The organism is Pseudochrobactrum algeriensis (assembly GCF_018436245.1).
GTDB classification, from domain to species: Bacteria; Pseudomonadota; Alphaproteobacteria; order Rhizobiales; family Rhizobiaceae; genus Pseudochrobactrum; species Pseudochrobactrum saccharolyticum.
Genome location: NZ_CP075361.1, coordinates 364,971 through 389,311 on the forward strand (window position 1 = coordinate 364,971; position 24,341 = coordinate 389,311).

Genomic DNA, 24,341 nt, shown 5'->3' on the forward strand with positions numbered 1-24,341 from the left:
GGAAATGGGAGCAGATATGTCCGAGCTTGCTGATTTAAGCGCTGTCGAAATGGTTGCCGGTTATAAGGCGGGTACTCTGTCGCCGGTGGAAGTGGCAGAATCCGTGATCGACCGGATTGAGCGTTGCGAGCCGCAGCTTCATGCGATGTGGGCTTTTGAGCCGGAAGCGGCACTGGCCGCAGCAACCCTGTCGGAAGGTCGCTGGAGGCGGAAAGAAGAGCGCGGGCCGATTGACGGCGTGCCGCTGACTATCAAAGAAAATATTGCCACCAAAGGTTTGCCGGTACCGCTCGGTTGCGCAGCAATAGCATTGAACCCGGCGGCAAAAGATGCACCGCCTGCTGCCCGATCCCGCGAGAGCGGTGGTATTATTCTGGGTAAAACGACGATGCCTGATCTCGGCATGTTGTCGTCCGGCCTGTCGAGTTTCCATGAGCTGGCGCGCAATCCGTGGGATCTGGCCACCAATCCCGGCGGTTCCAGTGCAGGGGCGGGAACGGCAGCTGCTGCCGGTTACGGTCCTTTGCATATTGGTACAGATATTGGCGGTTCCATCCGCCTGCCTGCCGGTTGGTGTGGGGTGGTGGGGCTTAAACCGTCTTTCGGACGTATTCCGATTGATCCGCCTTTCATCGGTCGTGTTGCAGGGCCGATGACACGGACAGTTGCAGATGCTGCGCTCTATATGTCGGTTCTGTCCAAGCCGGATCGCCGCGATCCGATGAGCCTGCCTTACAGCCGTATTGACTGGATGAATTTGAAGCGCGATGTCAAGAATCTGCGTATCGGCCTGTGGCTGGATGCCGGTTTTGGCTCCGCTGTGGAGCCTGAGGTCAAAGCGGCGGTAGAAGCCGCAGCACAAGCCTTTGCCAATGCCGGTGCGATTGTTGAGGAAGTGCCTAGCTATCTCACCCGTGAGATGATTGACGGGCTGGATCATTTCTGGCGTGTGCGCTCATGGGGCGATATTTCCAAAATGACGCCGGATAATCAGGCAAAAATCCTGCCTTATATTTATCAGTGGGCAGAAGGCGGCAAGGATTTGAACGGTGCGCAGGTCTATCAGGGCTTTGCGCAGATCGAGGCCATGCGCAATGCGGCGCTGGCGGCAATCAGCTCTTATGATTTTATTATTTCGCCGACAGCGCCGATGCCGACTTATCCGGCAGAATGGGCTTCACCGCTGAATGATCCGCAGCGCCCGTTCGAGCATATTGCTTTCACCGTTGCCATGAATATGTCGGAACAACCTGCTGTGTCTGTGAATTGCGGTTACACGGAAAAAGGGTTACCGATCGGTTTGCAGATTATTGGTCAGCGTTTTGATGATCTGGGCGTGTTGCAACTTGCCCATGCCTATGAACAACTTCGCCCACAGCAAAGGCCGTGGCCGAAAATATAGACAGCAGAGGTTAAGGGGACAAACGGAATACATTCTGCCATTCGGGGGGAGCGGCAGAAACAGCATGCAGTATCAGTTCCAGCCAATGGAGAAGTGCAGTCATGTCATATCCGCCACTCTCATTACATATGCCCCGCACGATGCGGGGAGAAAGTGTCCCGCCGCCTAATCCGCATTTACGTTTTGCCGGAGCGGGCGAAATGCGCCGCCCGCCGGTTGATTCCGATCCTTATGCTATGCATGATCTGGCCTATAATCTGGTACGGGTGCTGGATGATGACGGCGAGGCTAAAGGCGAGTGGGTGCCGGATCTGACGGCAGAGCAATTGCGCCACGGTCTGCGCTCCATGCTCAAAACCCGTGCCTATGACCGGCGCATGATGCGCATGCAGCGGCAGGGTCAAACCTCTTTCTATATGCAATGTACCGGTGAAGAAGCGATTGCCTGCGCTTTTCAGATGGTGATGCAAAAAGGGGATATGAATTTCCCCACCTATCGCCAGCAGGGACTGTTGATAGCACAAGGTTTCCCGCTGACCGATATGATTTGTCAGGTGCTCTCCAACGAAAAAGACCATCTCAAAGGGCGGCAATTGCCGGTCATGTATTCGGCACCGGAGGCCGGATTTTTCTCGATCTCCGGTAATCTCGGCACGCAATTTGTGCAGGCCGTCGGCTGGGCCATGGCTTCCGCTATGCGCAGTGATACAAAAATCGCTGCCGGATGGATCGGTGACGGTTCCACTGCCGAGAGTGACTTTCACGCGGCGCTGGTTTTTGCCTCGGTCTACCGTCCGCCGGTGGTCCTCAACATCGTCAATAATCAATGGGCGATTTCATCGCCGCAATCGGTGGCAGGTGGCGAGAATATCAGCTTTGCCTCCCGCGCTCATGGTTTTGCTATTCCGTCTTTGCGGGTGGATGGCAATGATTATCTGGCGGTCTATGCGGCAGCAAGCTGGGCGGCAGAGCGGGCACGGCGCAATCTGGGGCCGACACTGATTGAATGGGTGACCTATCGTGTGGCGCCGCATTCCACCTCCGATGATCCGAGCAAATACCGGCCGAAAGAGGAGGAGCTGAACTGGCCGCTGGGCGATCCGGTAGAGCGGCTCAAACAACATCTGATCCGCAAAGGTGAATGGAGCGAGGAGCGCAATGTGCAGCTGCTGGCCGGTATTGATGCAGAGGTTAATGATGCCGCCCGCGAGGCTTTGAAATACGGCACTTTGCATGAAGGGCCGAAAGTCAGTCCCGCAACCATGTTCGAGGATGTCTATAAGGACATGCCGCAGCATTTGCGCGAGCAGCGCCAGCAGATGGGGTATTGATGATGTCAAAACCTGTATTGCCAAGACGCACAATGATTGAGGCCATCCGCGAAGCGATGGATGTGATGATGGAGCGTGACGACAAGGTGGTCGTGTTCGGTCAGGATGTCGGCTTTTTCGGCGGCGTATTCCGCTGCACGGAAGGGTTGCAGCGCAAATATGGTGAGGCGCGCTGCTTCGATACACCGATTTCCGAAACCGGTATTGTCGGTGTGGCGGTCGGCATGGGCGCCTATGGCCTGCGTCCTGTGGCGGAAATCCAGTTCGCCGATTATGTCTATCCGGCCTATGACCAGATCGTCTCGGAGGCCGCACGTCTGCGCTTTCGCTCTGCCGGTGATTATACCGCGCCGATGGTGATCCGTATGCCATGCGGCGGCGGTATTTTTGGTGCGCAGACCCATAGCCAGAGCCCCGAGGCATTGTTTACCCATGTGGCGGGGTTGCAGACCATTATTCCGTCCAATCCTTATGACGCCAAAGGCCTGCTGATCTCGGCCATCGAGAATGATGATCCGGTGATCTTTCTGGAACCGAAACGGCTTTATAACGGGCCGTTCAACGGACATTACGACCAACCGGTCGTACCTTGGTCAAAACATGTTTTGAGTGAAACACCGGAGGGCTATTACTCGGTGCCGATCGGCAAGGCGGCCATCCGGCGCAAAGGTTCCGCAGTCACAGTGCTGGCCTATGGCACTATGGTGCATGTGGCGGAAGCGGCTGTCACCGAGACCGGTATTGATGCTGAGGTGGTTGATCTGCGCTCGCTGGTGCCGCTGGATATTGAGACGATTACGGCTTCTGTCGCCAAGACCGGACGCTGCGTGATCGTTCATGAAGCCACGCGATTGTCCGGTTTCGGTACGCAACTGGCGGCGGAAGTACAGGAGCGTTGTTTCTATCAGTTGGAAGCGCCGATCCTGCGCGTGACCGGCTGGGACACGCCTTATCCTCATGCCCATGAATGGGATTATTTTCCGGGGCCGGAACGGGTCGGTCGGGCACTCATGCAAGTGATGGAGGCATAAATGGTGAAAAAGATCATTAAAATGCCGGATATCGGCGAAGGTGTTGCCGAGGCTGAAATCGTCGAATGGCATGTCAAAGCCGGTGATGTCATTGCAGAGGATCAGTTGCTGGCTGCGGTAATGACCGATAAGGCAACGGTAGAGGTGCCGTCGCCTGTGGCTGGTACAGTCCTGCAGATCGGTGCGGAGGCCGGAACTGTAATGGCTGTTGGTGCAATGCTGGTTGAGATTGAGGTTGAAGGCACGGGTGCCGATGATGTATTGCCACATCAGGCCGTGCAGACATCCGCCGTGCCTGAAAGACAGGTTCCCGCACAAACAGTGCCGGAAATGCCGGTTTTGACGCCGGTTCAGCAGGTGCAGTCCGTTCCGTCAACCATCCCACATGACAAACCGCTTGCATCCCCTGCTGTCAGAGCATTGGCACGGGAACTGGGGATTGATCTCTCTCATGTAAAGGGCAGTGGCCCTGCAGGGCGCATTACCCGCGATGATCTTGATCATTTTACGGCCAGCGGCGGCAGTGCTCAAAGTTCGGCCTATCAACGTCGCGACGGTACAGAGCAGATCAAAATCACCGGACTACGCCGTAAAATAGCCGAGCGCATGGCCAAATCCTCCCGTGAGGTGGCACATTTTTCCTATGTGGAAGAGGTGGATGTAACCGATCTGGAAATTCTTCGCAGTACGCTCAATGCAAGCCATGCGGAGCGGCGCGGAAAACTGACGGTATTGCCGTTCATTCTCCGTGCGCTGGTTGTGGCATTGCGGGATTTTCCGCAGATGAATGCGCTCTATGATGAGGAAGCGCAGGTACTGACCCGTCATCAGGCCGCCCATATCGGTATGGCAACACAAACACCATCCGGTTTAATGGTGCCGGTGCTGCATCATGCAGAAGCGATGGATCTCTGGGCAATGGCTGCGGAAATCACACGGCTTGCTGCTGCCGCGCGCGAAGGCGTGGCAAAACGCGAAGAACTCTCCGGCTCCACTATTACCGTCACCAGCCTCGGTGATCTCGGCGGGCTGGTGACGACGCCGGTGATCAACCAGCCGGAAGTGGCGATTATCGGTGTGAACCGCATCACGATACGCCCTCAATGGCAGGAGAACCAGTTTGTGCCGCGCAAAATGATGAACCTGTCATCCTCTTTCGATCACCGGATGGTCGATGGTTATGAGGCCGCCGCTTTTATCCGCCGCATCAGGCAATTGCTTGAAGTTCCCGCAACACTTTTCATTGAGGTGTGAGATGGAAGATATTGCAACACATGTGCTGATTATTGGTGGCGGACCTGCCGGTTATGTCGCTGCCATCCGTGCCGGACAATTAGGACTGCCGGTGATACTGGTTGAGAAAGAACAGCTGGGCGGCACGTGTCTGAATATCGGCTGTATCCCTTCCAAAGCACTGATCCATGCGGCTGATGCCTATCATCATGCACTTGCTCAGCAATCCGGTTCTGCGCTGGGCTTGCGTGTGGGAGATGTGTCGCTGGATTGGGGCAAAACGCTCAGCTGGCAAGGTGCCATTGTGCGGCGGTTGACCGGTGGTGTTGAAGGCCTGTTGAAAAAGCACAAGGTGACTGTGCTAAAGGGCACTGCAGAGATCATTGACGGCAAAACGGTCGTGGTCCATGGCAAGGCCGGTACAACCCGTATCCGCACCAAGCATCTGGTTCTGGCAACCGGATCTCTGCCGATGCAGATCGGTGCTTTGCCTTTCGGTGGCAATGTTATTTCCTCAACAGATGCTCTGGCGCTGGAGCAGGTGCCGAAACGTTTAGCTGTGATCGGTGCTGGTTATATCGGTATGGAACTGAGTACAGCTTTTGCCAAACTCAGCTCGCAGGTGACGATTATCGAAGCGGCTGACCGCATTTTGCCGCTCTGGGATGCAGATCTGACTACGCCGGTGCGCAAGCGGCTGACGACGTTGGGCGTTACTGTGATGACGCGCAGTGAAGCACGGGGATTAAGCGCAGACGGCGGCTCTTTGCTGGTGCACCAGCATGGAAACAGCGCGCCGGTTGTTGTGGAAGCTGACAAATTTCTGGTGGCAGTCGGACGGCGATCAAATATCAGCGGTTTCGGGCTGGAAAGTCTTGATCTGGCGATGAATGGTGCCTTCATCCGCATTGACAAATATTGCGCGACCTCGATGCTCAATGTCTGGGCAATCGGCGATGTGACCGGTGAGCCGATGCTGGCGCATCGGGCAATGGCACAGGGGGCCATGCTGGCGGAACATCTGGCCGGACATAAAGCAGCGCTGGATGAGCCTGTGATACCGTCTGTTTGTTTCACTGATCCTGAGGTGGTAAGCGTTGGATTGTTACCGGATCAGGCGAAATTACAGGGCTATGAAATTGTCACCGGAAGTTTTCCGTTTATGGCCAATGGCCGTGCCATGACCCAGCAGGATGAGACGGGTTTTGTCCGTGTTGTTGCGCGGGCCGATAATCATCTGGTGCTGGGTATTCAGGCCGTCGGCCATGACGTATCTGAGCTGGTCAATGGTTTCGCTCTGGCATTGGAAATGGGCACTGTGCTGGAGGATGTGGCGCAAACCATTCATGCGCATCCGACACGCGGCGAGGCTTTTCAGGAGGCCGCTTTTACGGCGCTTGGCCGCAATCTGCATAGTTAAGATTATGGCGGGCTTTGCCGTGGCAGAACCCGCCATATCGTAATTATTGTTTCGGCAGCTTGGCAATGAAATGTTCTTTCAGCCGGTCAATATCTGTCTGTGACCAGTTGACATTGGTCACCTCTACCCATGCGTCGATATAATGTTGGGGTGCATAGACATGGCCGTGGCCGATCGGCGTGGTGGTAGCCAGCATCAGGTCAATAGCCAGCTGTAACATGCTGACTACCGGATACCATTTCAGCTGCGGGGACACATCAGGGCCACGCGGTGCTTTCATCCAGTCCGGCTCGCGGTAGAAGTCTTTCGGATCAAAGAACACAATCGGATCACTGGCATATTGCAGATAGACAATCCGCATAGGCCCCCAATGGCTGTTTGGCAGTTTCAGCGCATTATTCTGGTTGGTGAAGCGTGCATAGGAACCGTCGCGGAACTCCGGCAGCCATTCCGGTGTGCCTTCATTACGGTTATTAGTGATGGAGCGCCACAAACGGCTGGTGAATGGCGGGCCGCTCCACAAAGCGCCCTGATAAGGATCGCCCAGCACCTGAAACAGTTCCGAGGAAAGCTGGGAATTCATCGCACCGAGGCTCAAACCATAGAGATAAAGTTTTGGACGTGTGTCTTTCGGCAGTTTGGTCCAGTAATCATAAACCTCGTCAAACAGAGCCGTTGCGGTTTCGCTGCCATAGCCCGGCTCAACGAGCAGCGAAAGCCAGCTGGCGAGGTAGGAATATTGCACGGCAACGCTGGCAATATCGCCGTCATGGAGATATTCCACCGGATCAATGCCCATTTCATCGACCCAGCCGGTGCCGGTCGGAATGGTCACCAGCAGCAGAGAGCGGTCAAATGCGCCGACGCGGATCATTTCTGCAAGCGCAAGTTTGGCGCGTTCTTTAGCAGTTTCAGCCGAGCGCAAGCCCACATAGACACGCAGCGGATTTTGTGCCGGACGGCCGGTGAAATTGCTGATCTGCTGTGCATCAGGACCGGAGCTCACATAGCTGCGTCCCATGCGCCCTAACTCATCCCATTTTACCAGAGAGGCAGCACTGCCGCTTTTCAGCGGGTCTTGCGGTTGCGGGACTTCCGCTTCCATCAGCGCGTCAAATTGACGGTAGGAAGAATCCATCACATGCAGGCCAAAGCGGAACAGCACACCATTGATTGCCATGCTGAAAATCACGGCGGCAACCAGAAAACCGGTAAAGCGTGACAGGCGTGGCGGGATATAGCGGTCGAGCCAGCGGCTGGAGCTGCGATAAATCAGCTGAAATAAACGGGCGAGCGCGATCAGAATAACAAAAGTGATCAGAGCAATCAGGCCGGTTTTCAGCGGATGCGCGCTTTCAACTTTTTCCAACCCCATCAGACTGCGGATGGAATTTTGTCCGTCTGCCGCATGCCACAGAAACACCATAGCCGTGATGATGGTCACGGCCATGGCAGTAATTTTGATGATAGTGGAAATCCGGCCTTTAGGCTTCGGTAATTGCAAATAGTTCCACAGCCAGAACAGAAACACACCGATCCCGTAACCGATGGCGAAACAGGCGCCCGACAGCACGCCCTGTATCAGAAAGGGGCGCGGCACCAGCGATGGCGTAAGCGAGGCTGCGAAGAAAAGTGTGCCGAGCAACATCCCGATCAGCGACAGGGAACTCCAGAATTTTTCCAGCCAGACTGGTTTCATCAGTTATTTTCCCTTTTGTTTCAATGCAATGCACAAAAAGCGGTGCAGTCTTTATTTGCCATAGCCGTAATAAACCGGTCCGCAGCTTGACGTGCAGTATCACGCAAGACCGGTTTGGCGCGCTCGATAATATTGCTCAGCATTTTGCGATCTTGCAAGGAGATAGCTTTGGCAATTGCGGGGGCGTTATCTGCCAGTGCTTGCGCCAGTCTTTCCTGATTATGGGCATTGAGTTCAGGATTGCTTAACATAAGCGCGGAGCCGTTGATAACCTGCTGTAAACCGAGCCGCAATTTAAGGATTGTATCCGTCTGTGCTTTGCCGTTGCTTGTCGTTTTCAGTGTTTCGGCATAGTCGCCTGCGGCTTCGAGTGCGGCAGCAATGAAGCTGACCATAGCGGCAGAAGAGCGGGTGATTTCATCCTGAAAAGCGATACTGTTTTTCTCAGTATCTGCCGGTTTTTGCGGGTCAGTTGAGAAAGACACATAGGCCTTGGTCACCTGTGCCTGCTGCTGAATAATATCCATCAATATTGGCAAATCGCTCACCTGATAGGGTGCCTGACCGATAATCGCCGGCACATTCCACAAGTCTTCAAGCACAGGCGCATCCTGACTGTTGGACAGGCGTGGCGGGAGTTTGGTGCGCTTGGTTTCTTCCAGCCGCACAATAAATTCCTGCAAGGCTTTATTCAGGTGATCGGTACCGGTGGCGGGTACAGTTGCCTGTAGTGGGCTGCTGAAAGCAACAGATATGCCCAGCGCCAAAATGGCGAGTGAAAGGCGTTTGAAATGTACCGGCGCCATGAAATCTCTCTTACGGTTCTGATCTGAACTGTCTGCATAATACAAAAATTGCAGCAAAAGACACTGAATTCATGAGGCTGACGAAGTTTTGATAGGAGAAGCATCAGAGGAGGTTTTCGTCAAAATTATAGATAAAAATTCAACATTGGGTTTATTGCGATATAAATTTATAGATTTTTTTATATGGACATATCAATTTTGACGTTTTAACTGAAGTGAAAATTACGAATCTCGTAAAATTATCTATAATTTATGCCAAGCATCATTTTATAAGGATATTTCATGTCTCAGCCTGTTTCTTATCAGAATGCACCTCAGACACGCTGGACGGCAGAAGAGGCACGTCGCGTCTATGATCTGCCGTTTAATGATCTGATGTTTCAGGCGCATGTCATCCACCGGCAGAACTTCGACCCGAACCGTTTGCAGATGAGCAAATTGCTGAGCATCAAAACCGGCGGCTGTCCTGAGGATTGTTTTTACTGCAACCAGTCTGCGCATAATCCGACCGGCCTGAAGGCATCCAAACTGATGGAAGTCGAGCGTGTGCTGGCTGAAGCGCGGCAGGCAAAAGCAGCCGGTGCCACCCGTTATTGCATGGGGGCGGCATGGCGCAGCCCGAAAGAGCGCGACATGGATATGATCGTTGCCATGGTTGAGGGCGTTAAAGCCATGGGCATGGAAACCTGCATGACGCTTGGCATGTTGTCATTGCCGCAGGCGCAGCGTCTCGGTGCTGCGGGGCTCGATTATTACAATCATAATATTGATACATCTGAGGAATTTTACCCGCAGATTATCACCACCCGCACTTTCGCAGACCGGCTGGATACGCTGGATAATGTGCGTATGGCCGGTATCAAAGTCTGCTCCGGCGGTATTCTCGGTATGGGGGAGAGCGAGCAGGATCGTGTCAATATGCTGGTGACGCTGTCCAATCTTGAAGAAGTGCCGCAAAGCGTACCGGTCAATATGCTGATCCCGATTGAAGGCTCCAAACTCGCCAATGCCAAGCCGGTGGATTCCATCGCTTTCATACGCATTATCGCCTTGGCACGGATTATGATGCCGACATCCCATGTGCGGCTTACCGCAGGGCGCAGCAATATGAGCGATGAAATGCAGGCAATGTGTTTCTTCGCCGGTGCCAATTCGATTTTCATCGGTGATGTTCTGCTGACAGCCGCCAATGCCGGTGATGACCGCGATACGGATTTGCTGAAGCGTTTGGGCATACAGGCTGAGACTGTGGCTGAGGAAAGCTGCACATGCTGATGCAGGCTTACAATGCGATATTGCAACGGCTTGAAAATAAAGGACGGCTACGCAGTCTCAACGTGGCGCAAGGTGCAGATTTCTCATCCAATGATTATCTGGCACTGGCTGGCTCGAACTATTTGCGCAATATTGCCTGTGAAGCGCTGGAGCGTGGCGTGCCGGTCGGCTCCGGCGGCTCGCGTTTGTTGCGTGGCAATCATCCGGAGCATGAAGCACTGGAGGCGGAAGCCGCTGCTTTTTTCAAAGCGCCTCAGGTTTTGTACTTTGCCAGCGGTTTTGATGCCAATCAGGCAGTATTTGCAACGCTGCCCCAAGCTGGCGATCTGGTGCTTTATGATGCACTGATCCATGCCAGTATTCATGCAGGGTTACAGGCAGGCAAGGCGAAGACCAAAAGCGTACCGCATAATGATATTGCGGCCTTTGAAGCGGCGATCCGGCATTTTCGTGCGACAGAGAAAAGCGGCAATATCTGGCTGGCAGTGGAAAGCCTCTATTCGATGGATGGTGATTTTGCACCGCTGGCAGAGCTGAGTGCTTTGGCAGATCATTATGACTGTTTTCTTTACATTGACGAGGCACATGCGACCGGCGTGTTTGGCGCAGGCGGGCGGGGCTTAGCGGCAGATTTTGCAGGGCGAGATAATGTTCTGATCCTGCATACTTGCGGCAAGGCACTCGGTGCTTCCGGTGCGTTGCTTTGCGCGGAAAAACCTATGATTGATGTGCTGATTAATCGGGCCAAGGGCTTTATTTTCTCAACTGCGCCAGCGCCTCTGCAGGCAGCGATTGTGCGCGGTAGCTTGAAAATATTAAAGACGGAACCGCAGCGACGTGAGAAATTACACGCACTCATTTGTTATGCAGAACAGTATTTGCAGCCAAGTGGTTCGCAGATCATTCCGTTTATCGTGGGCGATAATCAACGTGCAGTCGCAATGGCCAAAGCTATGCAAAATCATGGCTTTGATATCCGCGCTATTCGACCACCGACCGTGCCGCTTGGCACAGCGCGGCTGCGTATTTCTATCACATTAAATGTTGATGAGGCAGAGATCAGCCGTATGGCTGAAGTGCTGAAACAGATTGCAAATTCCTATGAATAATCCTGTATTTATTGTCAGCGGTACTGATACCAGTATCGGCAAAACCATTTTCAGCGCAGCACTGACTCAAGCCCTGCAAGGCAGCTACTGGAAACCGGTGCAATCCGGTCTTGAGGAAGAAACGGATAGCGAGACCGTGCGTCGTCTGGCGCCGGATTGTCCTGTCCTGCCGGAGCAATGGCGCTTGCAATTACCTGCCTCACCGCATCTCTCAGCCCAGGCCGAAGGGGTGAAAATCGATCCTGCTGCTCTGACCATTCCGTACTGCGACCACCCGCTGGTGGTGGAAGGTGCAGGCGGCTTGATGGTGCCGCTGACACGATCCCAGACTTATCTTGATATTTTCACCCGCTGGCAGCATCCACTCATTCTCTGCGCACGCACGCAGCTCGGCACGATCAATCATAGTTTGCTGTCATTGGAAGCACTGCGCAGCCGTAATATTCCGGTGCTCGGCGTGGCCTTTATCGGTCATGCGCATGAGGACAGCGAAGGGATCATCTGTGAACTAGGAAAAGTGCGCCGCCTTGGTCGGTTGCCGGTCGTGGATGATCTGAACCCGCAGACATTGAGGCAAGCCTTTACAGAGAACTTTAATTTGCATGATTTTACCGGAGGTGTCCGATGAGTCATTATTCATCGCCGGTCTGGCATCCGTTTACCCAGCATCTGCTGGAGCCTGTTACGAAAAAGATTACCCGTACGGAAGGTGCCTATCTGATTGATGAAGACGGGCGCAAAATTCTTGATCTGATCTCGTCCTGGTGGGTGATTACGCATGGTCACCGAACGCCGCCGATTATGCAGGCAATTCGTCAAGCAACAGAACAATATGACCAGATCATTTTTGCGGAATATAGCCATGAACCGGCTGAACAACTGGCACGGGAGCTGATCCGAATTGCGCCACATGGTCTGTCTCATGTGTTCTATTCCGACAGTGGCTCAACTTGCGTGGAAGTGGCGCTGAAAATGGCGCTGGGCTATTTCCATAATCGCGGCGAGCCACGCTCCAAAATTGCGGTGATGGCCGGTAGTTATCACGGGGACACAATCGGCACTATGTCTGCCGGTGAGCGCGGCGTGTTCAATGCGGCCTATGATGCACTGCTTTATGATGTGGCCACAATTCCGTTTCCCGTTGAGGGGCGCGAACAGGAAACACTGGATGTGTTTGAACAGCTCTGCCGTGGCGGGAACTTGGCAGCATTGATTGTCGAGCCGCTGGTGCTTGGCGCAGGCGGCATGAAAATCTATCCGGCTTTTGTTTTGCGGCAGTTAAAAGCGATTGCCGAGGCGCATGGGGTTTTATTGATCTGCGATGAAGTGATGACCGGCTGGGGACGCACTGGCACTCTATTTGCCAGTGAACAGGCCGGTATCACACCGGATATTTTGTGCCTCTCTAAGGGTATTACCGGCGGAGCGCTGCCGCTGGCGGCGACGCTGTGTGTACCGGAAATATTTGAAGCGCATCTCTCAACGGATCGCAGCCGTACTTTCTATCATTCGAGCTCCTATACTGCGAACCCGATTGCCTGTGCGGCAGGGCTTGCCAATGTGCAAATCTGGCGTGATGAACCGGTTTTGCAACGCGTACAAAATTTGCAGGCGATGCAGAGCCGTGAGCTGGTACGTTTCAAAAATGACCCGCGTTTTGAGAATGTCCGGCAATGCGGAACTATCACAGCGCTGGATGTTAAAGCGCAAAATAGCGGTTATCTCTCGGATGTCGCTCTGCGGCTGAAGGCATTTTTCCGCTCTCATGATGTGCTGCTGCGGCCGCTTGGTAATGTGCTGTATCTGATGCCACCTTATTGTGTCACAGCGCAGGAATTGCAGCGCTCTTATCTGCTGATTGATGAGGCGGCAGCCTTGCTGCAAAGCGGCAAATTATGAGCGGTTTTTATCCGTCATCTATTATCAGCTTTGGTCATGCCGTGCCCAAGCGTCAGGTTTTCAATGCGGAGATTGAAGCCGAACTCGGGCTTGAGGCAGGTTGGATTGAACGCCGCACCGGCATCCGTAGCCGTTATTGGGTTGCAGATGGAGAGATGCTGACGGATCTTGCAGCAGAGGCCGGACGCATGGCGCTGAGAAATGCTGGTATAGTTCAATCTGAAATCGGTATGGTGCTGCTGGCAACATCTACGCCCGATCATCTTTTGCCGCCTTCCGCACCTTTGCTGGCGCATAAATTAGGGCTCACAGGTGCCGGTGCTGTCGATCTTGCCGGTGCCTGTTCCGGTTTTCTCTATGCGCTGGTGATGGGGGATGCATTGGTGCGCATGCAGGGAAAGGCTGTGCTGATCGTTGCGGCAAATATTCTCTCGCGCCGTATCAACAGGCAGGAACGGGCATCTGCTGTAATGTTCGGCGATGCGGCCGGAGCCGTTGTTCTGGTACCATCCCAAGATGGGCTTTGCAGTCTGGTCAGTTCCACACTCACCAGTGATGGCAGTCATTATGATCTGATCGGCATTCCGGCAGGTGAAACATTGATGACTATCCGCGATGGCCGCTCCATGTTTGCGCAAGCGGTGAAGACCATGGCCGAATGCGGCAAAACAGTTTTACAACAAGCCAATGTTGAACCCGCTGCGATTGGTCATTTTGTGCCGCATCAGGCCAATGCGCGGATTTTTGATGCTGTGGGTGAGCAATTGCAACTGAGCAATGCGGTGACCGCCCGCACGATCGCTGATTATGGCAACTCATCAGCGGCGACCATTCCGCTTAGTCTGTCTCTGGGGCAGGGTGCTTATCGTAAAGGCGATCTGATCTTGCTGACAGCGGCAGGCGCAGGACTGACAGGCGGCGCGGCACTGCTCAATTACACGGGATAATTCGGTAAATTTTATAGGCTGATTGCCGTATCACTATTTCACAAGGCATGGCGCGGTTTCTTATTCTTGTCTCCGGTATGGAGGAATTGGAATGGTGAAGCAGCAGAAGCCTTTTGCGGGTATTACGGTGCTGGATTTTTCCCGCGTTTTGGCAGGGCCGTTTTGCTCGGCCATTCTGGCGGATCAGGGCGCGGAGATCATTAAGGTCGAGCCGCCGCAGGGCGACGATCAGCGCTATATGGGCGCGGTGCGTAACAATCAGAGTATCAATTTTCAGCTGTTTAACCGCAATAAGCGTAGTCTGAAGCTCGACCTGCGCCAGCCGGAAGCGGTGAAGATTGCACAGGAGCTGGCGTTGAAGGCCGATGTGGTGCTGGAAAATTTCCGCCCAGGTGTGGCTGACCGCTTAGGCATTGGCGCAGAACAGTTGCAGGCGCTGAAGCCTGATCTGGTCTATTGCTCCGTCTCCGGCTTTGGCCAGCAAGGGCCGATGGCCGCTATGCCGAGTTATGATGTGGTAGCGCAGGCGCTGTCCGGCATGATGAGCGTGACCGGCGAGGTATCGGGTGCCCCGACATTGGTTGGCGACTCCATCGGTGATATTGTTTCCGGTATTTATGCGGCGCAGGCGATTTCTGCCGCGCTTTACCGTCGCTCGGTCACCGGACAGGGCGCACGGATTGATGTGGCTATGTTTGATGCGCTGTTCAGCCTGCTACCGACTGTGCTCGCCGGATGGCAAGGCAGCGGTAACCGGCCTGCACGCTTTGGTAACCAGCATCCGCTCTCCGCGCCTTTTGGTGCTTTTGCTGCATCGGATTCGCCTTTCATTCTTGCCGTGGCCAATAAGGCTTTGTTCGCCCGTCTCGCAGAGGCGCTGGGAAAACCACATCTGGCGGAAGATCCGCGCTTTGCTTCCGATCAGTTGCGCAGTCAGAACCGTGATGCTCTGCAGGCCGAGATCGAAGACTGGTCACGGCACTATACTGCTGCCGAAGTGGTGGAGAAGCTTGGCAAAGCCGGTTTGCCGGTGTCAGAAATCTGGGCGGTGGATGAGGCCGCACAAAGCGCCCATGCGCAGCATCGTCAATTGTTGCATGAAGTTGAACATCCGCAATTGGGCAAGCTTCTGGTGCCGGAGCAGCCGGTGCATTTCGACGGCTTGCCGCGCGGTGACATCCGGCAGGCACCGGAGCTGGGTGCTGACGGTGCGGATATTTTGCGGGAATTTCTGAATATGGATGAGGCACAGATCAGTGCGCTGACAAGCGCCGGTATTGTCTGATTATCCTTGTGATTTAAGGGACGGAGTACAAGAATGGGACTACAGATTACGGATGCCGACCGCGCATTCGCAGCGGATGCACGCGCTTATTTGCGTGCCAATCTGCCGGAAGCATTGGCCTATAAGGTGCGGCACAATATTCGCCTGACTAAGGAAGACCTGACCGGCTGGCAGGAAGTGCTGGCGGCACGCAACTGGTATGCAATCGGCTGGAGCAAAGAGATGGGCGGTGCCGGTCTGACACCAGTGCAACGCTATTTGTTTGAGCAGGAATATGGTGCGATCTGTGCACCGCATCCGTGTCAGTTTGGCATTGCTATGGCGGGGCCTGTTATCCACTCCTTTGGTAATGATGAACAGCGGGCGCGCTTTCTGCCGGACATTCGCGAGAACCGGACATTCTGGTGTCAGGGCTATTCCGAACCGGGGGCAGGGTCTGATCTGGCTTCGCTGACAACTTCCGCTGTGCGGGATGGTGATCATTATGTGGTCAATGGTCAGAAAATCTGGACGACATGGGCGCAATGGGCAGACTGGATTTTCTGTCTGGTACGCACGCATAAAGGCGAACGTCCGCAGCAGGGCATTTCCTTTCTGCTGATTGATATGCGCACCCCCGGTATTACGGTTCGCCCGATCCGAACACTGGATGGAGAAGCCGAGTTTAACGAGGTGTTTTTCAATGATGTGCGTGTACCGGTTGAAAACCTGATCGGTACTGAGGGCGAAGGCTGGGGCTATGGCAAATATCTGCTCGAATATGAGCGTTTTTCCATGTCCGGTGCTGCGCGTTCCAAGCGTATTCTCGGTGAATTGAAAGAAGATGCTGCACGCCTTGGTGTAGCGAATGATCCGCTGTTGCAGGATCGTATGACGCGGATTGAAATTCAACGTCTGGCGCTGGAGCATATGGAACTGAAACTCCTGTCGCAGAGTGAAGCGGGTGAAAATCCGGGTCCCGAAGCCTCAAAGCTGAAAATCCGCGGTACAGAAATTGCACAGGCATTGGCGCAATTACGACTGGATATTTGGGGTTCGCAGGTGCTGCCTTACAGCGAGGCATTCCTTGAGGGGGAGGCGGATGCGGAAAATCCGGCCGCTGCCGGTGCCGCTGCTGCGTGGCTCAACTTGCGCAAGCTGACGATCTGGGGTGGATCAAATGAAATTCAGCGCATGATCCTTGCCAAACAGGTTCTGGGTTTAAGGTGAGGAGAGCGGATATGCAGAAAACACGTGAAGAAAAAGCAGACGAATTGCGGATGCTGACGGATTTTGTGACCCGCTTTGCTGCCGATCACACACCGGAAAACGGTTTGCCACAGTCTGACCTTGGTCTGTGGCCGCAGATTGCGGAAATGGGGCTGATTGGTCTTGCACTGCCGGAAGCATCAGGCGGTGCGGAACTGGGCGCAGAAGGTCTGGCAGCTGTGGCGCAGGCTCTGGGAAGTGTTGCCTTGCCGGTAGATTTTGCTTGCGGTGCAGCACTCGCAGCAAGTCTGTTATGTGAAGCGCAGAAGAGCAATCCGGATGTTGCGCCATTGCTGGAAGGTTTTCTCACCGGTGAGTTGCGCATAGGCATTGCCGGTCATTTGGCGACCTCTGCGCAGGGCATCAAGTCTGCTAACCTGCCGGAACTGACCGGCAATGGTCTGGCGCTCAACAAGCAACAGGTCTTGGGTGTGCGGGAGCCGGAAAAGCTGTTGTGTCTGGTGCAACAGGATGGTGGCGTTGCCCTGTGTCTGGTCTCTGCGGAAAAGGCGCAGTTCCGTCAATTATCAATGATTGATGGCCGGATGATGAGTGAAATTACGGCAGATATTGCACCGGCGGATATTCAGGTGCTGCTCTCCGGCGCTGATGCACAGCAGCGCATGGAGGCTTGCGCCGCAGATATTCTGATTGCCGTTGCCGCAGACAGTCTTGGCGCGATGGATAATCTTTACCGGCAGACGCTGGATTATATGCGGATGCGCAAGCAATTCGGCAAAGCGCTTGGCTCTTTCCAGACCATTCAGTTTCGCCTCGTGGATATGTCAGTGGCGCTGGATGAGGCAAAAGCCTTGGTCGAAGCTGCAGCGGAAGCGCAGGATAATGGTGCGGAAGATGCCCGCGCACTGACCCTTGCCGCATGGGTGCAGACATTGTGGTCAGCCCGCCATATCGCGCAGGAGGCTGTTCAGCTTCACGGCGGTATCGGCATGACTGAAGAATGCGCGATTTCCCCGCTGGTCAAGCGTCTGCTGGTGAATGAACATAGTTTCGGTCAGGCAGAAGCCTATATGGCAGCCTATCGTCAGTTGGCTGCCTGAAACGCCTTACGCAAACACGCGAGCAGAATATGCTCCGGCTCATTGAGATTGCGGGTGCCGCTGGTGCCCGCAGTCAGATAAAAATGCGGCGCATCCGGCAGAATGTGCTGTAACAACGGCTTGGCGGAACTGATATTGTCTGCCAGAGCCGCAGGGATAATTGTGCTATAGCCGTTACCCGCGAGTGTAAGGCATAATTGCAGGGACTGGGTTTCCAGTGCCGGTTGATACTCGGTCGCTTCCGGCATTTGCATCAACGCGTTGCGGATACTGTCACCGGTAGCAGGCAAAGCCAGCGGTGCGTCCTCTGCATCAATATCGGAAATATATTGCAGCGGCCCCAGATCAGTTAAGAATGCAGAATTTTCAGGGTGCATTGTGCTATCGAGCAGAGCAATAGAGCACTCTCCCTGCTTTAGCCGTTCTTGCAAAATATGCGCCGGTGCTTCACTTACTTTCAGCAGAACATACGGACAAAGCCGCTGCCATTCACGCATCGCATTGCTGATCGCTGTGGCGCTTGACTGGCTGAGCAAGACCATCGGGCTGAGGCCGAAAGAAATCACCGGCTCGTCCATGACTGCAATTTGTTGCGCGCCCTGACGGATCGCATCGGCCAGATTGAGCACGCTTTGCAGCAAAGGCGCTTTATGTACCGCAGTCGGCAGCGGGTGCAGGCCTTTATAGTGGCGGGCAAACAGAGCTGTGCCCATCAGCTGCTCTGTCTTGCGTAATTGTGCAGACAAAGCAGGTTGGGTCTGATTGAGCCTGCGGGCGGCCTCGCTCATATTGCGGCAATGATAGAGCGTCAGAATACTCTGAATATCGCGCAGGGAAACCGGCGGATTATAGAGCGTTACAGTCTGTCTGCTCAGTTCTTCACGCACCAGTGTGATGAAATCCTGTGCGACGATAGTCAGCTTTTCATCTTTGGTGGTGATTTTTGCAGTAACCGGACTATGCAACGGGTTTTGCAATTGCAGCACCGCAAGATCATTGCGGCTGATACCGCTGGCAAGCAGGCTATGCGGTGCCAGCAGAAGTACCGGCTGCTTGGCTTGCTTGAGACGGGTGAAAATCCCCACATCTTCCGACGTCATCTCCGGCGCAGGCAGATCATGCTGGCAGCAATAGGCGCGGATACGCGCTTCTTCAGCTGGTAAGAGTGGCGGTAGCCAAAGACTGTAATTGCGCAAATCTTCGGGGCTGAGCGGCGCCTGATCCTCATCGGGTATCAACCCGCCCGCAACGGCAATCCATTCATCATCAAACAGAAATTGTTCCTGCTCGCTGCCATTTTGCGAGGCATAGCCCATCAGAATATCTGTATTCTCAGGTTTACTGGTGTTGAAGGCGCTGATCAATGGCGAGCGAAAATGCACTTGTGCATAATATTCAGGATGGGAAAGCCGGAACGGGCGCACGGCTGCCGTTGCCGCGCGGGATAATTTGCCGAACATGAAATGCAGCGGTGAGCTGACTTTCAACGCAGTTGAAATGGCCTTGCCGGAGAACGCGGTTTCTACTGCCTGCAAGGTCGCAGTTGCCTGCTGAAACAACCAGCGGCCTGCTTCACTCGGTACAAGTCCCTTTGGACCGCGCACAAAAAGCTCCAGCCCTAACTCCGTCTCAAGCGCAGAAATTGCGGTGCTGAGAGTGGAGGGCGAAATCTGCTCGGCTTTCGCCGCTTCTGCATGATTATAATACTGGCAGGCCAGAACAAAATAGGCGAGGGAGCGAAGTTCCATGGTCTGTGCAGCTTTATGTTTTTAAAGGACAGTTTTCTATAACTGTTCCTCAATGCAAATGACCAGCTTAAAAACAGGATTGAAGCAGACAAAACAAAACCGGCGATGCAATGCAGAGCCGGTTTTGTTGTTATGTGATTTACTGGTCAGACGCTGAATGTTGTTTCTGTATTCAGCGGATAGATCGGGCGACGCAGCTTTTTATAATCGCGAGCGCCGAGATTGGCTGTGCTCAGTCCATCCGCATCCACTTCGATAATCGCTGAGGCAATCGGCCCGAAAGCTGCGCGGAAATGCTGCTGGGATTTCACGACAACAATATCATAATCAGCAGGCTCAATGCCGACGCTGCGGAACAGGTTTTTATCCAGCATTTGCTGCCGTTCTGATGAGATCAGCATGTCGGTATTGCCGACGCGGAAACAGACGCTTTTACCAAGTGAGGCAGGCAGTCCCTGAAACATCGGCCCCTCAAAAGTGATATTGCCGTCTGAAATGGCAATAACTTCGCCGGTCAGCGTAATTGCACCACCACCGATTTTCGGGTCAACTTTACCGCCAAGGCTGACAGTGCATTGCGCACCAATACCTGCCGATGCCAGTTCTGCAACGGCCTGCGGGTCACAGAAAGCACCAAAAGCCGCACGCCCGACATTGGTTTCCAATAAGCCCTTCAGCACGGTTGTAGCATCACTATAGGCGCCGCAACCCGGATTGTCGGAGAAATCGGCGATTACCAGCGGGCCTTGCTTGGTGTTGCCGGCAAAATGCGCACGGATTGCCTCGGGCATTTCCGGTGCCTGCAAGCGGTTATCCTCATCCTCGCGACGGCTCCAGATTTCCTGACACAGTTGCTCGGCATGGCTGACAGCCTGTGCTTCCGTTATTTTGTTGCGGTCATAGCAGATGACAGCAGATGATCCTGTGTTGAACACATCGGCATCATAGAACCCCGCATTAATGGAGGTGGCAAGAATGCCGTTCTGCGCTGCAATTTGATCGGCAACTTCCAGAATTTCGGTCATCGCGCAGGCATGAGTAGTACGGCCGTCATTACAGCCATTGAGCATTGGCGGCTGACGCACGGCAATCGCAGGGCTGATCTGACCGCGCATTGCTTCTTCAAGCAGTTTACCTGCCTTACGGCCACATTCAGCCATATCCACATGCGGATAGGTGCGGAAAGACACAGCAATATCCAGCAGCGCACTCATTTCCGGCGCGCTATTGGCATGCAGGTCGAATGTACCGGCAACCGGTATATCATTGCCGACAATCCCACGGATAAATTGCAGCAATTCGATCTGGGCATCATCCGCGCTTTCCGTGCACATGGCGCCGTGGAAAACAATGAATACGCCGTCCGGTTTGTGTCCCACAAGCGTTTCAGCCACATCACGTTGAAAATGCTCGATCATGGACTTTTCAACCAAGCCACCCGGTTCGGCACGTGCGGCAACGGTATAAACCGGTTCCCAGCCATAGGCTTCGCAACATTCGATAAAGCCGCCGATCTCGGAATTGGTGCCGCGACAGTGGGTTTCGATCTCCTGACCTTTAAAATAATGGCAGAGATGGAAGTCCTTCAAAGTGGTCTTCAGCTTGGAAAAAGTATTGGTTTCCTGATTGAGTTCAAGAACGGCGACTTTGAAGCTCATAGGGGCATCTTTCATTTATGCGGTATTGATATTGCAAGCGAAAGGCTTTCTGCCCCGCCTGCTTTTGCTGTAAGCGGGGCAGAAAGCATGAGCCTGTGAACGGAACGCTGTTTGCAGGCTACGGGGGAAGAAATGATCTGAGGGTGCAGATTTACTTCAGATAGGCGCTGGCATTGACCGGACGAACCATAATGTCGAAGTCAAAATATTGCTGGCGGATCTTGTCGTAAGTGCCGTTTTTGATGATGGCTGCAAGCGCGGTGTTGAGGCGCTCTGCCAGATCACCGCTGTCTTTACGCACGGCCATCGCATTGCCCTGTGCCGCATCCAGAATGAAAGGCTTGCCGGCAAATTCACAGCAATTGCCGCTGTCCTGCGCCAGCCAGTCGCTCAGTGCCATCTGACTTTCCAGAACCATGTCGAGACGACCGCTGTCCATATCGAGGAATACCTCGCTGAGCGAAGGATAGAGTTTCACTTCATTGTCAGGGAAATAGTCTTTGAGCGTATCGACCGCAACCGAGCCGGACTGGGTGCCGATGACCTTGCCTTTCAGGGCTTCTTTGGAGATTTCCTGAATGCCGAGATCCTTGCGGGCAATGAAATGCATGGCATTGAAATAATACGGATTGCTGAAAGTAACCTGCTTTTTGCGCTCTTCATTGACGGCCATTGAGGCGATCATCACGTCAAATTTGCCGGATTGCAGGGCAGGAATAATCCCCGACCATTCATGCGTGCTCCATTCGCACTCAACTTTCATTTCAGCGCAGACGGCTTGCCCGATATCATAGTCAAAACCTTTGATTTCGCCGCTGCCGGTTACATAATTGAACGGCTTGTAGTCACCTTCTGTGCCGATGCGCAGTTTTTCTGCCGCCGGAGCCTGAGCGGTCATAATGCCCAGAGCGATCAGGCTTACCGCTGATATGAATGCTGATTTCATTAAAGATTCCCCGATGTTGCCCTTCATTCTTCTAATGTCTGATTTTAGAATAAAGGCTTGTTCTTGGCGCTTCCATTCGCCGTGTGAAACTAATTTAATATCAATTAAAACATTGATATTAATAATTTAATTGAATTTTTATTGTTTTTTCAATTGCCAGCATGATGGATTTAAAATCTGTATGCAATGTGAAAAAATTGATTTAAAATATCGAAATAATTCATATCTGAAAAATTCCGGACAGGATGAAAGATGCGTGATTTACCCGGGTTGAAATCATTGCGGGCTTTTGAGGCCGCTGCGCGCTGCGGCAGTCTCACGGCAGCAGCGGATGAATTATGCGTCGGGCAGGGCGCGGTCAGCCATCAGATCCGCCTGTTGGAGGACTATCTGGGTTTGCGGGTGTTTATCCGCAGACAACACGGCGTGGAGCTGACACAGGAGGGCAGTCTGCTGTTCACATCCTGTCAGCGTGCCTTTGATGATCTGGCCGGAACAATCCGCCATATCAGCCCGCGCACGGCGCAGAAGGTGTTGCGTGTTAAAGTGGGGCCGTTCTTTTCGATGAAAATCATTGCGCCGCGCATTTCTGAATTTTTGGCGCAGCATCCGGGTCTGCAGCTGCATCTGTCCCATCTTGATACCAATGTGCCCGCATCCGGCCAGCCGGATATTGTGATTGATTATCGTCTGGGCGGTGTGGCCGGAAAATTCTCAAAACAATTGCTGCGTGAAAGGCTGGTACCGGTTTGCGGGACGTCCATCCGTAATCAATATAAGAGTGCAACGGAACTTTTATGCAGCAACCGTCTGCATTACCGCTCCGTATCGGAATGGCAGAGCTGGATTGCCACATCCGGTCTGATGCTGGGTCACAGCCAGCAGGATCTGATTTTTGATGATCAGCATATTATTCTGGAGGCAGTAAAAGAGGGGCAGGGTGTGGCGCTGATCGATCAGGCGCTGGTTGAGCAGGAGCTTAAATCCGGCCATATGTTTCTGGTCTCGGAACATTGCTTTGAACCTCAGGAGACTTACCAGTTTGTATGTCAGGAGGACTTGTTTCGGTCAAAGCCGGTGACAAAAGACTTCCTCGACTGGTTGCTCAGAGAGGTTGCGTTACGGCGAAAGCAACAGGACGCACCAGAATTACCCGGCTGAGGCCGGTAGTACCGCTGCATCTGACAAGGATACAGCGGTGAATGATTTATCGCGACAGCGCCTGACTTGGATAGCGCAATGTTGCATCAAACGGATTGAGCTTGCTGGAAATCAGTGCTGCTTCTTTTTTCAAAAGATCAGCGATGGTGCGCTGGCGCTGTTCTGTCAGGCGCGAGGCCAGTGTACCGATACTCAGCGCCGCAACGGCTGTGCCGTTCTGATCCAGCACCGGCACGCCCAGTCCTGCCATGCCTTCAATCATTTCAAAATTCATATGGGCAGCGCCGGTCTGTCTTACGCTGTCAATCATAATGCGCAGATCAACTTCATCAATCGCTGCGCGGTCGAGAATGCGCGGCATGTTAAAACGGATAATCGCTTCGCGCTCTTCCTCCGGCAGAAAAGCCAGAATGGCAATACTGCCCTGACCAATACCGAGCGGAACTTTGCCGCCGATATCACCTGTGAAAGAGCGGATCGGAAACGGGCCTTCCACGCGGTCGAGACACACGACATCAAAACCGCTGCGCACCAGCAGAAATACAGTGTCGTTAAAGGTAGCTGACAGACGTAGCAGTGCCGGACGGGCAAAATCCAAGATACCATCGCGCTGGCGGGTTTGCGCTGCCATACAGAAAAAATCCAATGAGAGGCGATAGGATTTCGTGTCGTTGATCTGCTCAACTAGTCCTTCGCTGATCAGGCTTTTCAGTAGGCGATGCGTGGATGGCTGGCTGAGTTCCAGCTCGCGTGCCAGATCAATCAGCCGCATTCCGTCCCGTGAATGAGCGGCCAGTCCTTTTAAAATCTGGATGGCTTTTGTGAGGCTCGTATTCACAGGGGATTTCGTATTTTCACTCATTGCGCGACTCTTGAATTGAAATAATTCCGTATTATGGATTAAACTATATAAAATATTTCAGAATAGAAAATAGAATTTGTCTAATTCGCAAATTTTCTGTCAATTATTGGATAAATTCCGCTTTAAGTGAAATCTGCCCTCATGCCCTTGTTACAAGGCAGCCATGAAATAGGCCGATTGAGAGAGCGGTAAACGGCCGGATAACCCGCAGCGCAGAAAT

Annotated in this window: 20 protein-coding genes; 14 read left to right on the forward strand and 6 right to left on the reverse strand. The window is 53.6% G+C overall.

What is annotated here, in order from left to right; all coding sequences use genetic code 11:
- The first annotated feature begins 16 nt into the window (after positions 1 to 16).
- The 5 genes from KHQ09_RS03785 to lpdA all read left to right on the forward strand — a co-directional run bounded on the left by KHQ09_RS03785 (position 17) and on the right by lpdA (position 6,417).
- Positions 17 to 1,402, forward strand: a complete 1,386-nt coding sequence (locus KHQ09_RS03785; RefSeq protein ID WP_213596406.1) for an amidase — start codon at positions 17 to 19, stop codon at positions 1,400 to 1,402.
- A gap of 101 nt (positions 1,403 to 1,503) precedes the next feature.
- Positions 1,504 to 2,733, forward strand: a complete 1,230-nt coding sequence (locus KHQ09_RS03790) for a thiamine pyrophosphate-dependent dehydrogenase E1 component subunit alpha (protein WP_213596408.1) — start codon at positions 1,504 to 1,506, stop codon at positions 2,731 to 2,733.
- Positions 2,734 to 2,750: 17 nt separating this feature from the next.
- Positions 2,751 to 3,764, forward strand: a complete 1,014-nt coding sequence (locus tag KHQ09_RS03795) for an alpha-ketoacid dehydrogenase subunit beta (RefSeq protein WP_213599782.1) — start codon at positions 2,751 to 2,753, stop codon at positions 3,762 to 3,764.
- On the forward strand, positions 3,765 to 5,018 hold the full coding sequence (locus KHQ09_RS03800) for a dihydrolipoamide acetyltransferase family protein (protein ID WP_213596410.1): 1,254 nt from the start codon (positions 3,765 to 3,767) through the stop codon (positions 5,016 to 5,018). It begins immediately after the preceding gene.
- Between the two features lies 1 nt (position 5,019).
- Positions 5,020 to 6,417, forward strand: a complete 1,398-nt coding sequence (gene lpdA / locus KHQ09_RS03805) for a dihydrolipoyl dehydrogenase (protein WP_213596412.1) — start codon at positions 5,020 to 5,022, stop codon at positions 6,415 to 6,417.
- A gap of 43 nt (positions 6,418 to 6,460) precedes the next feature.
- Here the strand turns inward: lpdA and KHQ09_RS03810 are convergent, their stop codons facing one another.
- A complete protein-coding gene (locus KHQ09_RS03810) occupies positions 6,461 to 8,116 on the reverse strand; it encodes an alpha/beta hydrolase (RefSeq protein WP_213596414.1) in 1,656 nt (551 codons plus the stop codon).
- A gap of 20 nt (positions 8,117 to 8,136) precedes the next feature.
- Positions 8,137 to 8,922: a hypothetical protein gene (locus KHQ09_RS03815; protein WP_213596416.1), complete on the reverse strand. Its 786-nt coding sequence runs from the start codon at positions 8,920 to 8,922 to the stop codon at positions 8,137 to 8,139.
- Between the two features lie 282 nt (positions 8,923 to 9,204).
- Between KHQ09_RS03815 and bioB the strand changes: the two genes are divergently transcribed.
- From bioB to KHQ09_RS03855, 8 genes are all read left to right on the forward strand, one after another.
- Positions 9,205 to 10,197: a biotin synthase BioB gene (bioB, locus tag KHQ09_RS03820; RefSeq protein ID WP_213596418.1), complete on the forward strand. Its 993-nt coding sequence runs from the start codon at positions 9,205 to 9,207 to the stop codon at positions 10,195 to 10,197.
- The gene (locus tag KHQ09_RS03825) at positions 10,191 to 11,306 is read left to right on the forward strand and encodes an 8-amino-7-oxononanoate synthase (protein WP_213596420.1); all 1,116 of its coding nucleotides are present in this window, start codon (positions 10,191 to 10,193) and stop codon (positions 11,304 to 11,306) included. The genes bioB and KHQ09_RS03825 overlap by 7 nt, the downstream gene beginning before the upstream one ends.
- A complete protein-coding gene (gene bioD / locus KHQ09_RS03830) occupies positions 11,299 to 11,934 on the forward strand; it encodes a dethiobiotin synthase (RefSeq protein ID WP_213596422.1) in 636 nt (211 codons plus the stop codon). The genes KHQ09_RS03825 and bioD overlap by 8 nt, the downstream gene beginning before the upstream one ends.
- Positions 11,931 to 13,205 (forward strand): adenosylmethionine--8-amino-7-oxononanoate transaminase, encoded by a 1,275-nt coding sequence (locus KHQ09_RS03835; protein ID WP_213596424.1) that lies wholly within the window; start codon positions 11,931 to 11,933, stop codon positions 13,203 to 13,205. Before bioD ends, KHQ09_RS03835 begins: the two co-directional genes overlap by 4 nt.
- On the forward strand, positions 13,202 to 14,152 hold the full coding sequence (locus tag KHQ09_RS03840; RefSeq protein WP_213596426.1) for a beta-ketoacyl-ACP synthase III: 951 nt from the start codon (positions 13,202 to 13,204) through the stop codon (positions 14,150 to 14,152). The genes KHQ09_RS03835 and KHQ09_RS03840 overlap by 4 nt, the downstream gene beginning before the upstream one ends.
- Before the next feature lie 91 nt (positions 14,153 to 14,243).
- Positions 14,244 to 15,437, forward strand: a complete 1,194-nt coding sequence (locus tag KHQ09_RS03845) for a CaiB/BaiF CoA transferase family protein (RefSeq protein WP_213596428.1) — start codon at positions 14,244 to 14,246, stop codon at positions 15,435 to 15,437.
- 33 nt (positions 15,438 to 15,470) lie between these two features.
- Positions 15,471 to 16,646, forward strand: coding sequence for an acyl-CoA dehydrogenase family protein (locus KHQ09_RS03850; RefSeq protein ID WP_213596431.1), 1,176 nt, complete (start codon positions 15,471 to 15,473; stop codon positions 16,644 to 16,646).
- An 11-nt stretch (positions 16,647 to 16,657) separates the two neighbouring features.
- Positions 16,658 to 17,746: an acyl-CoA dehydrogenase family protein gene (locus KHQ09_RS03855; protein ID WP_213596433.1), complete on the forward strand. Its 1,089-nt coding sequence runs from the start codon at positions 16,658 to 16,660 to the stop codon at positions 17,744 to 17,746.
- On the opposite strand, the gene KHQ09_RS03860 is transcribed toward KHQ09_RS03855, so the two are convergent.
- From KHQ09_RS03860 to KHQ09_RS03870, 3 genes are all read right to left on the reverse strand, one after another.
- Positions 17,731 to 19,494 (reverse strand): LysR family transcriptional regulator, encoded by a 1,764-nt coding sequence (locus tag KHQ09_RS03860; protein WP_213596435.1) that lies wholly within the window; start codon positions 19,492 to 19,494, stop codon positions 17,731 to 17,733. The genes KHQ09_RS03855 and KHQ09_RS03860 overlap by 16 nt on opposite strands.
- Positions 19,495 to 19,640: 146 nt before the next feature.
- Positions 19,641 to 21,152: a M81 family metallopeptidase gene (locus KHQ09_RS03865; RefSeq protein WP_213596437.1), complete on the reverse strand. Its 1,512-nt coding sequence runs from the start codon at positions 21,150 to 21,152 to the stop codon at positions 19,641 to 19,643.
- Positions 21,153 to 21,303: 151 nt separating this feature from the next.
- Positions 21,304 to 22,098 carry a transporter substrate-binding domain-containing protein gene (locus KHQ09_RS03870; RefSeq protein WP_225686362.1) on the reverse strand — a complete coding sequence of 265 codons (795 nt, stop codon included), beginning with the start codon at positions 22,096 to 22,098 and terminating at the stop codon, positions 21,304 to 21,306.
- A 252-nt stretch (positions 22,099 to 22,350) separates the two neighbouring features.
- On the opposite strand from KHQ09_RS03870, the gene KHQ09_RS03875 reads away from it, so the two are divergent.
- The gene (locus KHQ09_RS03875; protein WP_213596438.1) at positions 22,351 to 23,259 is read left to right on the forward strand and encodes a LysR family transcriptional regulator; all 909 of its coding nucleotides are present in this window, start codon (positions 22,351 to 22,353) and stop codon (positions 23,257 to 23,259) included.
- A 46-nt stretch (positions 23,260 to 23,305) separates the two neighbouring features.
- On the opposite strand, the gene KHQ09_RS03880 is transcribed toward KHQ09_RS03875, so the two are convergent.
- Positions 23,306 to 24,121, reverse strand: coding sequence for an IclR family transcriptional regulator (locus KHQ09_RS03880; RefSeq protein WP_022710880.1), 816 nt, complete (start codon positions 24,119 to 24,121; stop codon positions 23,306 to 23,308).
- Positions 24,122 to 24,341: the final 220 nt, after the last annotated feature.